This is a genomic window from Streptomyces sp. NPDC037421 (assembly GCF_055602105.1).
Genome location: NZ_JBVJWV010000003.1, coordinates 381,779 through 392,856 on the forward strand (window position 1 = coordinate 381,779; position 11,078 = coordinate 392,856).

Consider the following 11,078-nt stretch of genomic DNA (forward strand, 5'->3'; position numbering starts at 1 on the left):
TCGTGAACGATCAAGCTCTGCGCGAGCCGACTCTGCTCATCCTCACCGCGATCGCCGACGCCCCGCGGCACGGGTACGCGATCGCCCAGGAGGTCGAGAAGATCTCGGAAGGCCGCACGAAGATGCGTACCGGAACGCTGTACGGGGCCTTGGAGCGGCTCCTCGAACAGCAGCTCATCGCCGTCCACGACGAGGAGGTGGTCGACGGCCGCAGGCGGCGCAGCTACGCGCTCGCCCCCCACGGCCGCGAGGTCCTGGCCGCCGAGGCGGCCCGGATCGCCCGCACCGCCGAGGAGGCCACCCGGCGCCTCGGCCTCGGCGTCCAGGCCGCGCCCGGCCTGCCCGGCTTCTCCGGCGGGACGGTGACGGCATGACCGCCCTGCTGAGGCTCTACCCGGCCGGCTTCCGGCGGGAGTTCGGTGACGAGATAGCCGTGGCCTACCACGAGGCCACCCGCGACGCCGGCCGGGCGGCCCGGGCGCGGGAGGCGCTGGACGTCACCGGGCACGCGCTGCGCATGCGGCTCGGGCTCGGCTCGGCGGGCCGCCCCGGCCGGCTCCTGGCGGCGGTGGCGCCGTTCGCCGTCGCGGCCGTCGGGGCGAGTGCGGTCCGGTGGGCCGGGCTGATGCTCCCGGCGGCCAGGGAATCCACCCTGCCCGCGGAGATCGCCGTCCCGTTCGTCCTCCTGGCGGTGACCCACCTCGTCATGGTGCTGGGCGCCGCGATCGCCCTGAGCGGCCGCTGGGCCGTGGGCACCTGGACCGTGCTGGCGGGCTGCGCGGCGACCGCGGTGGTCGACGTGTTCCGGCTGGGCGGGGGCCTCGATCTCGTGCTCTTCGTGCGGACTCCGCTGTTCCTCGCCGCACTGGCGGCCGTGCTCTGTCCCGCGGACCTGCGCCCGCAGCTGCGCGTCCGTACGGCGACCGGGCTGGGTGCCGTCGTGTTGTGGACGACGCTGCTGACCGCGGCGCTGACCCTGGGGCCCCTGGGGGACTGGGCCGGCGTGCTCCGTTTCGCCGTACCGGCGGTGGCCGGACTGGCCCTGGCCGGGCGGCCGGCGTTCGCCCGGCTGCGCACGGCGCCCGCCGTCCTCCTCGCGGCACTGCCCCTGGCCGTCCTCGGCGTGCCCGTCTGGAGCTGGGACCGCTTCACCGGGCCCGTCCCGCTCGGCCTCCTCGTCGCCGCGGCGGCGGTGAGCATCCGCCGGCGCCGCGGCGGCCGGCCCCCGCTCACCGGGGCGTGACGCCGTAGCCGCTGCCGGCTCCCCGCACCGTACGGTTGTGCCCGGAAGGCCGCGTGACCGGCGGCGCCTGACGGCAGCAACGGGGGAAACGTGTTCGCGGTGATATACCGGTGGCGGCTGCGGCCGGGCATGGAAGAACAGTTCCGCGAGGGCTGGCGCCGGGTGACGGAGGCGATCCTGCGGGACTGCGGCAGCTACGGCTCGCGGCTCCACCGCGCGGACGACGGCACCTGGGTCGCGTACGCCCGCTGGCCGGACGAGGAGACCCGCGCGCGCTGCGGGGCGCCGGACCCGGAGGGCATCGGGATGATGGCGGGAGCGATCGAGGAAAGGATGCCGGAGACGAGGCTCGCACTCGTCGACGACCTCCTCGCCGAGCCTCGTGTTCCCGCGGCGGACGGCAAGTCCGTTACGGGACGGGAGCACTGACCGAGAACGGGGCGCCCGCCCCGTGGACGGGCGGAGCCCCGGCTCCACGACTGTAGGGTCGGGGTTCCGCCGTCGTGGACGGTGCCCGAGTCCAACGGAAATGGGGTCGCATGCCGAAACGTCACGCGGTGGTGGCCGGGGCCGGGATCGGCGGGCTCACGGCGGCCCTCGCACTGCACCGCCGGGGCTGGCACGTCACCGTCTGCGAACGCGCCCCCGAGCCCCCCGCCACCGGCGCCGGCATCGGCCTCGCCCCCAACGCCCTGCGCGCACTCGAAGCGATCGGCGTCGACGCCGCCCTCGCCGCGGGCAGCGCCGTACCCGGGGCGATGGGCGTACGCCGCCCCGGCGGCCGGTGGCTCACCCGGGCCGCGACCGCGGACATGACGGCCCGCTACGGCATCCCCCCGATCGCCGTCCCGCGCCCGGCATTCACCGCCGCCCTCGCCGCAGCCCTGCCGGCGGAAGCCCTCCGCTACGGCACCGCGGTGACCGGCGTCGGCCCGGCGGGCCCCGACGGCACCGGGGGACGCGCGAGCGTCCGTACGGCGGGCGGACCGGACCTGACCGCCGACCTGGTCGTCGCCGCCGACGGGATCCACAGCCCGCTGCGCCGCGCGCACTTCCCCGCCCATCCCGGCCTGCGCTACCTCGGCGAGACCGCCTGGCGGACCATCGTGGACGCCCCGGACCTGCGGATACCGGCGATGAGCGAGACCTGGGGGCGGGGAGAGAGGTTCGGGGTTACCCCGCTGGCCGACGGCCGGTACTACCTCTACGCCACCGCGCGCGTCCCGGCCGGCACCCGCTGGGCCGACCCCCGCGCCGAGCTCTGCCGCCGCTTCGGCTCCTGGCACGACCCGATCCCGGCCCTGCTGGACCGCGTCGCCCGCCTCGCCCCCGCCGACGTCCTCCAGAACGACCTGTATGACCTGGCCGCCCCGCTCCCGCGCCTGCACCACGGCCGGACCGCCTGGCTCGGCGACGCGGCCCACGCCATGGCCCCCAACCTCGGCCAGGGCGGCTGCCAGGCCATCGAGGACGCCGTCGTCCTCGCCCACCTGCTTCCCGCCGGGGACCGCGAGGACGGCGAGGGCGGCGGGGACCCCGTCCCGGCCGCCCTCGCCGCCTACACCGCCGCCCGCCGCGCCCGCACCGACGCCGTACGCGTCCGCGCCCGCCGGGTCGGCCGCCTCGGCACCCTGCGCAACCCGCTGGCGGCGGCGGCCCGTGACCTCGCCGTCCGCGCCACCCCCGACCGCCTGGCCCTGCGCGGCATGGACGACCTCTTCAACGGCTTCCGCCTCCCGGGATAGAACTCAGGCCCGGATGACCTCCGGGCCGAGGCCGGCGATCTCGTCCGCCTGCCCGTCGGTCAGCCCGGTGTCCGTGACCAGCACGTCGACCTGCTCGAGGGCGGCGAACCGGGCGAAGTGCCGGGCGCCGTACTTGGAGGAGTCCGCGACGAGCACGACACGGCGGGCTCCGGCCACCATGGCCCGTTTGACCGCCGCCTCGGCCAGGTCGGGCGTGGTCAGCCCGGCCTCCGCCGAGAAGCCGTTGGTCGCGACCACCGCCACGTCCGGCTCCAGTTCGGCGAGGTCGCGCAGCGCCCAGGCGTCCACCGCGGCCTGCGTGCGGTGCCGCAGCCGGCCGCCGACGATGTGCAGGCGCAGCCCCGGATGCTCGGCGAGCCGGGCGGCCACCGGGAGCGCGTTGGTGACCACGGTGAGGGTGGAATCGTGGGGGAGCAGGGCGGCCAGCCGGGAGACGGTGGTGCCCGCGTCCAGCAGCAGGCTGCCCTCCTCCGGCAGCAGCGCGAGCGCGGCCCGGGCGATCCGCTCCTTGGCGGCCGCGGCGGTGGAATCGCGCTCGGCGAGCCCCGGCTCCAGGCGCAGCCCCCCGGCGGGAAGCGCGCCGCCGTGCACCCGGCGCAGCAGACCGGCCCGTTCCAGGGCGGTCAGGTCCCGCCTGACGGTCTCCTGCGTGACCCCGAACTCCTCCGCCAGGGCCGGGACTTCGACGCGTCCGCGCTCCTGGGTCAGCTGGACGATCCGGTGCTGACGCTCGGGTGCGTACATGGGGATCGGATCCGTTCCATATGGGTTGGTCCCTGTCTATGACGGACCCTACTCGCCATCCGGTCCGACGGCGGCCCACCCGGCCCGCCGAACGGCGTCAGCCCTGCCCGCCCGGGGTGTACGGGGCGAACGGCGCCCAGCCCTTCACCGCGAAGGCCCCCGCCTCCCGCGCGACCTCCAAGGCGCCGTGGGAGCCGAAGTGCGCCGGGACCAGCAGCGCGTTGTGGTCGGCGGCCCAGCCGAGCAGCCGGCGCCGGGTGGCCCGGGACTGGGCGGCGTCCTCGCAGAAGCAGCTGTTCGCGTCCGGCTCCATGACCTGCACCGGGCTGTGCAGCAGATCGCCCACGAACACCGCCCGGTCGCCGCCGGAGGCCAGGGTGAGCACGCTGGAACCGGGGGTGTGCCCGGCGGCGAGGTCGAGGCGCAGGTTCGAGTCGATCCGGTGGCTCTCCTCCCACAGCACGACCTGGCCGGCCTCGTGGACCGGCGCCACGCTGTCCTCGAACACGCCGGCATTGCCGTCGCCGAGGACGGACGGGTGGCCGTTCGCGGGGTTCCAGAACTCGAAGTCGTTCCGGTTGATCAGATAGCGGGCGTTCGGGAAGGTCGGGACCCAGCCGTCCCCCTCCAGCCGGGTGTTCCACCCGACGTGGTCCCCGTGCAGGTGGGTGTTGACCACGAGGTCGACGTCCTCGGGCTTGACCCCGGCCCGGGCCAGCTCGTCCAGGAAGGCCGTCTCCTGGCGGTCCCAGGGCGTGCCGGGCCGTGCCTTGTGGTTGCCGCCCCCGGTGTCGACGAGGATCACCCGGCCCTCGCTGCGCAGCACCCACGTCTGAAGCGCGACCTGGGAGACGGGCGGCTCGCCGTCCGCGAAGTCGGGCCGCAGCCAGCCGGCGTGCTCCGACCAGACGTCCTCACTGCTCCCGGGGATGAATTCGTGCGGGGCGAGCCCGAGCGGTCCGTAGTACTCGCGGACCCGGGTCACGCCGACATTGCCCAACTCGACGGTGTCTGTGGTGGTGTTCATGGCCCCAACCCTGCGGCGGTCCCGGCGGGACAGCCACACCCTGCGCTGCCTATCCCCGGCAGGGAGAGGCTGGCCCCCGCGCGGCCCGCGATACTGGGCCGCATGGACGGACAGAGCAGCCTCGGCGCGTTCCTGCAGGCCCGCCGGTCCCGGCTGACGCCGGCGGACATCGGCCTCGACACGTACGGCGAGCGGCGCCGCGTCCCCGGCCTGCGCCGCGAGGAACTCGCCCTCCTCGCGGGGGTCAGCGCCTCGTACTACGCACGGCTGGAGCAGGGGCATTCGCACAACGCCTCCCCGGAGGTGCTGGACGCGCTCGCCCGCGCGCTGAACCTGGACGAGGCCGAGCGGCGGCACGTGCACGACCTCGCGGGCCTGGCCGTCAGGCGCCCCGCCGCCCGGCGCCCGCCGGCGGAACGGGCCGACGGGGCGACCCGCCGGCTGCTGGAGTCCATGCCCGAGGTCCCGGCCGTGCTCACCGGCCGCCGGGCCGACATCCTGGCCTGGAACCCCCTGGGGCACGCCCTGTTCGCCGGCCACCTCGACCCCGCGGCGCCCGACCGGCCCGCGGACCGGCCCAACATGGCCGCGCTGATCTTCCTCGACCCCTACCTGCGCGAGCTCTACGGCACCTGGGAGTCCAAGGCCAGGGCCGCCGTCGCCAACCTGCGGTACGCGGCGGGCCGCCACCCGGACGACGCGCTCCTCGGTGCCCTCGTCGGCGAACTCAGCCTGAAGAGCGATGAGTTCGCCACCATGTGGGCCGACCACCGGGCCCGTCCCTGCACCGCCGCCGAGCAGCGGATGTGGCATCCGCTGGTGGGGACCCTGACCGTCACCCAGCAGGCCCTGCGCGTCACCGACGACCAGACGCTCCTGGTGGCCACCGCCCCGGCCGGCTCCGAGGACCACACCGCCCTCAGGCTCCTCGCCCAGGCAACCGTCCGCTCCCGGCCCTGACCTCGGATCCGGCCGCCGCCGGTCAGCCCCGGGGGTGCGGCGGCCGGACCAGGCGGCGGACGGCTTCCACCACCGTCTCGCGGTGCCGGGCCAGCCGCTCGGCGGGCCAGGGCTCGCCCGGGCCGCCCGTCGCCGGTCCGCCCGCCGCGCCGGTCCAGGCCTGCGCCAGCCCCATGACCAGCGTGAGCACGTCAGCCGGGTCGAGCCCCGGGTCGACCAGCCCGGCATCCTGCGCCCGCTCCACCGCCGCGATCTTGCCCCGGTAGGACTCCGCCACGAGCTCGGTGGTCTCCGGCCGCTCCAGCTGCTTCCACTGCACCAGGCGCATCAGGTCCGGGTGCGCCACGAAGTGGTCGAAGACCGCGCCCGCGTACCCGGGCAGGTCCTCCGCGTCGAACGGAACGGATTCCGAGCCCGTCTCCAGGGCGCGCTGGAGCACGGCGTCGAACAGCTGCTCCTTGTTGCCGTAGTAGACGTAGATGAGCCGCTTGTTCGCCTGGGCGGCCGCCGCGATGCGGTCGATCCGGGCGCCGGCGATGCCGTACGCCGCGAACTCGGAGAACGCCGCGTCGAGCAGGCGTGCCTTGGTTGCGCTGGAATCCCGTGCCATGGCGGGCAGCCTAGCAAGTAACTATCCGGTTATTGACATCCGGCGCACCTCGTGTGCAGACTCGAACTATCCAGTTAGTTACTTACTCGCACTCACCCCCGGAGGACACCATGGAGATCCGCGCACTGGGCGGCCAGGGCCTGGAGGTCGGCGCCGAAGGCCTCGGCCTCATGGGCATGAGCGCCCACTACGGAGCCACCGACGAAACCGAGTCCCTCGCCACCATCGACCGCGCCCTCGCACTGGGCGTGACCCTGCTCGACACCGCCGAGGGCTACGGCCCCTTCATCAACGAGCAGCTCCTCGGCAAGGCCCTCCGCGGCCGCCGCGACGCCGCCGTCATCGCCACGAAGACCGGCGTCGAGTTCACCGACGAGGGGGCCTTCCTGGGCCACAACGGCACGCCCGAGTACATCCGCCGCTCCGCCGACCGCTCCCTGCGCCACCTCGGCACCGACCACATCGACCTGTACTACCTGCACCGCGTCGACCCGGCCGTGCCCATCGAGGAGAGCATCGGCGCCATGTCCGAGCTGGTCGCCGCCGGCAAGGTCGGCCACATCGGGATCTGCGAGGCAGCCGCGGCCACCATCGCCCGCGCCCACGCGGTGCACCCGCTGGCCGCCGTGCAGACCGAGTACAGCCTCTTCGAACGCGGGATCGAGCACGACGGCGTACGCGAGACGCTGCGCGAGCTCGGCATCGGCCTCGTCGCGTACTCCCCGCTCGGCCGCGGTTTCCTCTCCGGAGCCGTGACCAGCCCGGACGACTTCGCGGCCGACGACTTCCGGCGCACGGACCCCCGCTTCCAGGGCGAGAACTTCGACCGCAACCTCGCCGTCGTCGACCGCGTCCGGGCCCTCGCCGCCGAGAAGGGGGTCACCCCCTCTCAGCTCGCGCTGGCCTGGACCCTGCGCATGGGTGCCGTGCCGATCCCCGGCACCAAGCGCCGCCGCTACCTGGAGGAGAACGTCGCCGCGACAGGGGTCACGCTCACCGACGCCGACCTGGCCTCCATCGACGCCGTGGCACCGCACGGTGTGGTCTCGGGGGACCGGTACGCACCGGAGCTCATGGCGTCACTGAACGGCTGAGCCCCCGCCCCCGGCCGGATGCCGCCGGGCGGATCAGCGGAGGCCGATGGAGCGGTACTCGTCCAGGACCGCGAAGCCCGTGCTGTCGTACAGGCCCATCGCGACCTCGTTCCCGCCGAAGACGTTGAACATCATCGCCTCGTCGCCGCCCTGCCGGGTGGCCCACTCGCCGACGGCCATCGCGGCCCGGCCGTAGCCCTTGCCGCGGTGCTCCTCGTACACCTCCAGCGAGAAGCCGAAGGTGACGCCCGGCAGGAACCCGTGGTTCACCCACCCGGTGCCGATCACCTGGCCGTCGGCTTCCATAGCGTAGAAGGCGTGCCCCGGGGTCAGGTACCCCTGCGGGAGGTACTGGGCGAAGTCCCGGTCGGACTTCTCCCTGGCCTGCTCCGGGGTGAGGGCTCCGGCCCGGACGATGTCCGCGATGTACGCGGCCTCCTCGCCGGCGTACCAGGCCGGGTACTCCTCCTCCGTGAGCCGGCGGGCCGTCAGCCCCGGTGGCAGCTGCGGCTGTTCGGCGACGGTGCGCATGCGGTTCTGCCCCCGCAGGGGGTAGTCGGCGAAGGCTCCCGCCCCGCCGGTGAGCCGGACCTCCACCCGCTCGGCGCCGCGCTCGGCGCACCACCGCTCGGCCCACTCGCGCCCCCGCTCCACCGTGAGGTCGTGGATCCGGCCCACCACCGTCCCGTTGTCCTCCGTCACCCCGACGGCTATCCAGCCGGTGCCGTCCGTGGCCACCGTCCAGCCGTCGATCCCCTTCACGGCCCGTTCCAGCAGGGCCCGGGCCAGCGGCTCCGGGCACCCCGCGGCCCGGTACCCCGCCAGCACCCGCTCCTCGAACCCGCCCCGCCACGCGCCCTGTTCGGCAACGATCTCGATCTCGCTCATCCGTCCAGCCTAAGGGCTGTCCCGTGATCCCCGGTGGATCAGCGCACCGCGTCGGATGCGGTGCATCGCAAGGCGGAGGGGCGCCCCCGTACTGGGCGTATTCGGGCGTTCCGACAACGCGGCGAGGTGCCGTAGCCGGCGTCGTGCGCCCGCCGGGGATTACGGGACAGCCCTTGGCCAGGGGCACTGACAGGGCGGGGTCGGACGGCCTTCCCGTCAGAAGAAGCTCCAGGCCGTACAGGGTTCGACGGCCGCGTGAGGGGCCAGGTGCCCGGGAGGCATGGGAGGCATGGGAGGCGGGGCCGACCGGATTCGAACCGGCGTCCTCACGGTTTTGGAGACCGCGCGCGACGACCCCTGCGCTACGGCCCCGCCCTGCCCGGCAGCCTACCCGCCGTGGATGATCTGGATCAGGTTGCCGCAGGTGTCGTCCAGGACGGCGGTCGTGACCGGGCCGGTCTCCCTCGGTTCCTGCGTGAAGCGCACCCCGAGCCCGCGCAGCCGGGCGAACTCCGCCCCCACGTCGGCCACGGCGAAAGAGGCGGCCGGAATGCCGTCCTTGACCAGCGCTTCCTTGTACGGCTTCACCGCCGGGTGGCCATCGGGCTCCAGCAGCAGCTCGGTCCCGTCGGGGTCCTCCGGCGAGACCACGGTCAGCCACCGGTCCGCGCCCAGCGGCACCTCGTGCTTCTTCACGAAGCCCAGTACGTCCGTATAGAACCGCAGGGCCTTGTCCTGGTCGTCGACGAAGACGCTGGACAGGTGGATCCTCATCGGGTGCTCTCCCTCGTATCGGGCTGCTGCTCGACCACGCTGGTGCCGCTACCCTCCTGGGACTCCCACGTCCACGTCTCCTCCAGCCGGAGCCGCCCGTCGGGGAGTTCCGTCACGAGGGAGACGCAGTGCCCGGAGGCGGTCGAGCCGTCGTGGCGGAGCTGGACGTAGCGGAAGTCGACGGTGTCGTCCGCCCGGGTGCCGACCAGGTGTCCCCTGGCCACGTCCCCGCCACAGTACTCGGCCCAGACGCGGCCGTCCTGCTCGTGATACTCGAATCGGGTCTGCCGGCCGACCTGGCCCGGCGCCTGGTCGGCGACGGGGACGAAGACGAGGCCGTCGAGCGAGCGCGCCACGGTGGCTCCTGGAACAGGGCGGTCCGGAGGCACGGCCCCCGGCCGGATGGATGTCCGGGCCACCCTGAGCGGCGGTCCGGCCGCGGCGGCCGATGGGAGCAGTGGGAGCTGCGGATCCGCCGGGAGCGTGGTGGCATCGGTCGTATGAAGGATCCCTTCGGATGTGACGAGCCCGCGCTGCCGGCCCGGGCGGGCACCGTGGACCGGGCCGCCGCCCGCCGCGCGGTCGCCTCGCGCGCCATCGGTGCGGAAGACCTGGAGGCCCTGCTGGACATGATCGGCCTGTGGCCCGACGACGATCCGCCACAGGAGCGCCAGCGGATCCGGCCGGCCGCCGGTTGAGGGAAGGCCGGGCGCGGGTGCGGTACTTCCGTGATCCGTACCGGCCGACGCGCGGGCCGCCGGACCCGGAGGCCGGCCGCCCCGCCGCGCTCAGGAGCCCCCGTCGCCCCGCCGCCCCCGCTCGTCGCGCCGCCGCCCCTTCTCCTCGGCCCGCCTGCTGCGGGCCGGAGTGATGGGCTCGGGGTGGACGGGGTCCTGACTGGGCGGCTGCGGGCGACCGCGTTCCTCGCGGGGTTCGCCGGGCTCCTGGCGCTTGTCCTTCTTACCGCCCATGACGGGTGACTCCTCGGTGCCGTGGGTGCGGACTCCTCACGTTCACCCTGACACGCATCGCCGCGGGCCGCGCCCCGTCGGGCCGAGGAGCGTGGCGTGGGGGTGATGTGTTCCTCCGGTGCGGATGTGTCGTGTGAGGCGTGTGCGTTCCGTGCCCACCAAGGCGCGGACCCCCGCTCCGACTTGCGGACCGGCACCCCGGGTGGGCGCGCCACGGTGCCGAAGGGTGTCCGGATCACCCTCCCGTCGGCTGTAGGGTGACGTGCGCCCGTCAAGGCGGGCCCTCCTGCTCACTGATATTTCAACGGGGTTTGAACGTGAAGCTTCGCCATGTCCGCGCGGTCGCAGTATTCGGTATCGCCGTCGTCGCACTGACCGGAGCCCGTGGCTCGCACGGTGCCAGCTGCGGTGGTGGCAGCAGCCACAGCTCCAGCTCCAGCTCCGGCTCCAGCAGCACCAGCGGAGGCAGCACCGGCGGCAGCCTCGACAGCAGCGGCAGCACCACCACCGGCAGCACCAGCACCGGAACCAGCAGCGGTACGAGCTCCAGCACCGGCTCCGTCACGGGCGGTTCCAGGGACAAGGCCGAGCGCGACGTCCGGATCGACGGGTGCAAGCTGGACAGCGCCGGCAAGAACCTGGTCGCCAAGCTCACCGTCACCAACAGCAGTTCGCTGGACTACACGTACACCATCACGATGAAGTTCCGCGGCGACGCGACCTCGACCGCGGTCCCCGCCACGGCCATGGTGAGCAGCCTGAAGGTCAAGGCGGGCGCGTCCCAGCCGGCCGAGGCCACCACCCCGTACCTGGGCAAGGGCAACGGCAGCGAGTACAAGGAGTGCGTCGTCGTCAGCGCGTCGAAGAGCTCCTTCTGACGCAGGACGAGGCAGCTCCGGGGGGGGGGGGGGGGGGGGGGGGGGGGGGGGGGGGGGGGGGGGGGGGGGGGGGGGGGGGGGGGGAAGTGGGCACGCGGCCCCAAGGGAGTAGAGAAGGGGAGC

Annotated in this window: 15 protein-coding genes and 1 tRNA gene; 8 read left to right on the forward strand and 8 right to left on the reverse strand. The window is 74.3% G+C overall.

What is annotated here, in order from left to right:
• The first annotated feature begins 2 nt into the window (after window positions 1-2).
• The 4 genes from ACZ7IF_RS07195 (at window position 3) to ACZ7IF_RS07210 (ending at window position 2,988) form a co-directional block, all read left to right on the forward strand.
• A complete protein-coding gene (locus ACZ7IF_RS07195) occupies window positions 3-374 on the forward strand; it encodes a PadR family transcriptional regulator (protein WP_470964401.1) in 372 nt (123 codons plus the stop codon).
• A complete protein-coding gene (locus ACZ7IF_RS07200; RefSeq protein ID WP_470964404.1) occupies window positions 371-1,243 on the forward strand; it encodes a hypothetical protein in 873 nt (290 codons plus the stop codon). The genes ACZ7IF_RS07195 and ACZ7IF_RS07200 overlap by 4 nt, the downstream gene beginning before the upstream one ends.
• A gap of 90 nt (window positions 1,244-1,333) precedes the next feature.
• Entirely contained in the window at window positions 1,334-1,672 is a 339-nt protein-coding gene (locus ACZ7IF_RS07205; RefSeq protein ID WP_470964408.1) for an antibiotic biosynthesis monooxygenase family protein, read from the forward strand.
• A 110-nt stretch (window positions 1,673-1,782) separates the two neighbouring features.
• Window positions 1,783-2,988, forward strand: a complete 1,206-nt coding sequence (locus tag ACZ7IF_RS07210) for an FAD-dependent monooxygenase (RefSeq protein WP_470964411.1) — start codon at window positions 1,783-1,785, stop codon at window positions 2,986-2,988.
• Between the two features lie 3 nt (window positions 2,989-2,991).
• Here the strand turns inward: ACZ7IF_RS07210 and ACZ7IF_RS07215 are convergent, their stop codons facing one another.
• Window positions 2,992-3,753 (reverse strand): DeoR/GlpR family DNA-binding transcription regulator, encoded by a 762-nt coding sequence (locus ACZ7IF_RS07215; RefSeq protein ID WP_470964414.1) that lies wholly within the window; start codon window positions 3,751-3,753, stop codon window positions 2,992-2,994.
• Window positions 3,754-3,850: 97 nt separating this feature from the next.
• Complete coding sequence (locus ACZ7IF_RS07220) at window positions 3,851-4,780, reverse strand: MBL fold metallo-hydrolase (RefSeq protein WP_470964417.1); 930 nt, start codon at window positions 4,778-4,780, stop codon at window positions 3,851-3,853.
• A gap of 102 nt (window positions 4,781-4,882) precedes the next feature.
• Between ACZ7IF_RS07220 and ACZ7IF_RS07225 the strand changes: the two genes are divergently transcribed.
• Window positions 4,883-5,740 carry a helix-turn-helix domain-containing protein gene (locus ACZ7IF_RS07225; RefSeq protein ID WP_470964420.1) on the forward strand — a complete coding sequence of 286 codons (858 nt, stop codon included), beginning with the start codon at window positions 4,883-4,885 and terminating at the stop codon, window positions 5,738-5,740.
• 22 nt (window positions 5,741-5,762) lie between these two features.
• Here ACZ7IF_RS07225 and ACZ7IF_RS07230 read toward each other — a convergent pair whose 3' ends face one another.
• Window positions 5,763-6,350 carry a TetR family transcriptional regulator gene (locus ACZ7IF_RS07230; protein WP_470964423.1) on the reverse strand — a complete coding sequence of 196 codons (588 nt, stop codon included), beginning with the start codon at window positions 6,348-6,350 and terminating at the stop codon, window positions 5,763-5,765.
• 110 nt (window positions 6,351-6,460) lie between these two features.
• Between ACZ7IF_RS07230 and ACZ7IF_RS07235 the strand changes: the two genes are divergently transcribed.
• Window positions 6,461-7,444, forward strand: a complete 984-nt coding sequence (locus ACZ7IF_RS07235) for an aldo/keto reductase (protein ID WP_470964426.1) — start codon at window positions 6,461-6,463, stop codon at window positions 7,442-7,444.
• Window positions 7,445-7,477: 33 nt separating this feature from the next.
• On the opposite strand, the gene ACZ7IF_RS07240 is transcribed toward ACZ7IF_RS07235, so the two are convergent.
• From ACZ7IF_RS07240 to ACZ7IF_RS07255, 4 genes are all read right to left on the reverse strand, one after another.
• Window positions 7,478-8,332 carry a GNAT family N-acetyltransferase gene (locus ACZ7IF_RS07240; protein ID WP_470964429.1) on the reverse strand — a complete coding sequence of 285 codons (855 nt, stop codon included), beginning with the start codon at window positions 8,330-8,332 and terminating at the stop codon, window positions 7,478-7,480.
• Window positions 8,333-8,629: 297 nt separating this feature from the next.
• Window positions 8,630-8,704: transfer RNA gene (locus ACZ7IF_RS07245), tRNA-Trp, on the reverse strand.
• 15 nt (window positions 8,705-8,719) lie between these two features.
• A complete protein-coding gene (locus tag ACZ7IF_RS07250) occupies window positions 8,720-9,106 on the reverse strand; it encodes a VOC family protein (RefSeq protein WP_470964432.1) in 387 nt (128 codons plus the stop codon).
• Entirely contained in the window at window positions 9,103-9,462 is a 360-nt protein-coding gene (locus ACZ7IF_RS07255; RefSeq protein ID WP_470964435.1) for an avidin-fold protein, read from the reverse strand. The genes ACZ7IF_RS07250 and ACZ7IF_RS07255 overlap by 4 nt, the downstream gene beginning before the upstream one ends.
• A 144-nt stretch (window positions 9,463-9,606) precedes the next feature.
• Between ACZ7IF_RS07255 and ACZ7IF_RS07260 the strand changes: the two genes are divergently transcribed.
• Window positions 9,607-9,804, forward strand: a complete 198-nt coding sequence (locus ACZ7IF_RS07260) for a hypothetical protein (protein WP_470964438.1) — start codon at window positions 9,607-9,609, stop codon at window positions 9,802-9,804.
• 90 nt (window positions 9,805-9,894) lie between these two features.
• Here the strand turns inward: ACZ7IF_RS07260 and ACZ7IF_RS07265 are convergent, their stop codons facing one another.
• A complete protein-coding gene (locus tag ACZ7IF_RS07265; protein ID WP_470964441.1) occupies window positions 9,895-10,077 on the reverse strand; it encodes a hypothetical protein in 183 nt (60 codons plus the stop codon).
• A gap of 317 nt (window positions 10,078-10,394) precedes the next feature.
• On the opposite strand from ACZ7IF_RS07265, the gene ACZ7IF_RS07270 reads away from it, so the two are divergent.
• Window positions 10,395-10,955: a hypothetical protein gene (locus ACZ7IF_RS07270; RefSeq protein ID WP_470964444.1), complete on the forward strand. Its 561-nt coding sequence runs from the start codon at window positions 10,395-10,397 to the stop codon at window positions 10,953-10,955.
• Window positions 10,956-11,078 lie beyond the last annotated feature (123 nt).

Coding starts and splice junctions, on each gene's coding strand:
- ACZ7IF_RS07235 (WP_470964426.1), top strand. CDS start 6,461: ATGGAGATCCGCGCACTGGGCGGCCAGGGCCTGGAGGTCGGCGCCGAA.
- ACZ7IF_RS07265 (WP_470964441.1), bottom strand. CDS start 10,077: ATGGGCGGTAAGAAGGACAAGCGCCAGGAGCCCGGCGAACCCCGCGAG.
- ACZ7IF_RS07215 (WP_470964414.1), bottom strand. CDS start 3,753: ATGTACGCACCCGAGCGTCAGCACCGGATCGTCCAGCTGACCCAGGAG.
- ACZ7IF_RS07210 (WP_470964411.1), top strand. CDS start 1,783: ATGCCGAAACGTCACGCGGTGGTGGCCGGGGCCGGGATCGGCGGGCTC.
- ACZ7IF_RS07250 (WP_470964432.1), bottom strand. CDS start 9,106: ATGAGGATCCACCTGTCCAGCGTCTTCGTCGACGACCAGGACAAGGCC.
- ACZ7IF_RS07220 (WP_470964417.1), bottom strand. CDS start 4,780: ATGAACACCACCACAGACACCGTCGAGTTGGGCAATGTCGGCGTGACC.
- ACZ7IF_RS07240 (WP_470964429.1), bottom strand. CDS start 8,332: ATGAGCGAGATCGAGATCGTTGCCGAACAGGGCGCGTGGCGGGGCGGG.
- ACZ7IF_RS07230 (WP_470964423.1), bottom strand. CDS start 6,350: ATGGCACGGGATTCCAGCGCAACCAAGGCACGCCTGCTCGACGCGGCG.
- ACZ7IF_RS07260 (WP_470964438.1), top strand. CDS start 9,607: ATGAAGGATCCCTTCGGATGTGACGAGCCCGCGCTGCCGGCCCGGGCG.
- ACZ7IF_RS07225 (WP_470964420.1), top strand. CDS start 4,883: ATGGACGGACAGAGCAGCCTCGGCGCGTTCCTGCAGGCCCGCCGGTCC.
- ACZ7IF_RS07200 (WP_470964404.1), top strand. CDS start 371: ATGACCGCCCTGCTGAGGCTCTACCCGGCCGGCTTCCGGCGGGAGTTC.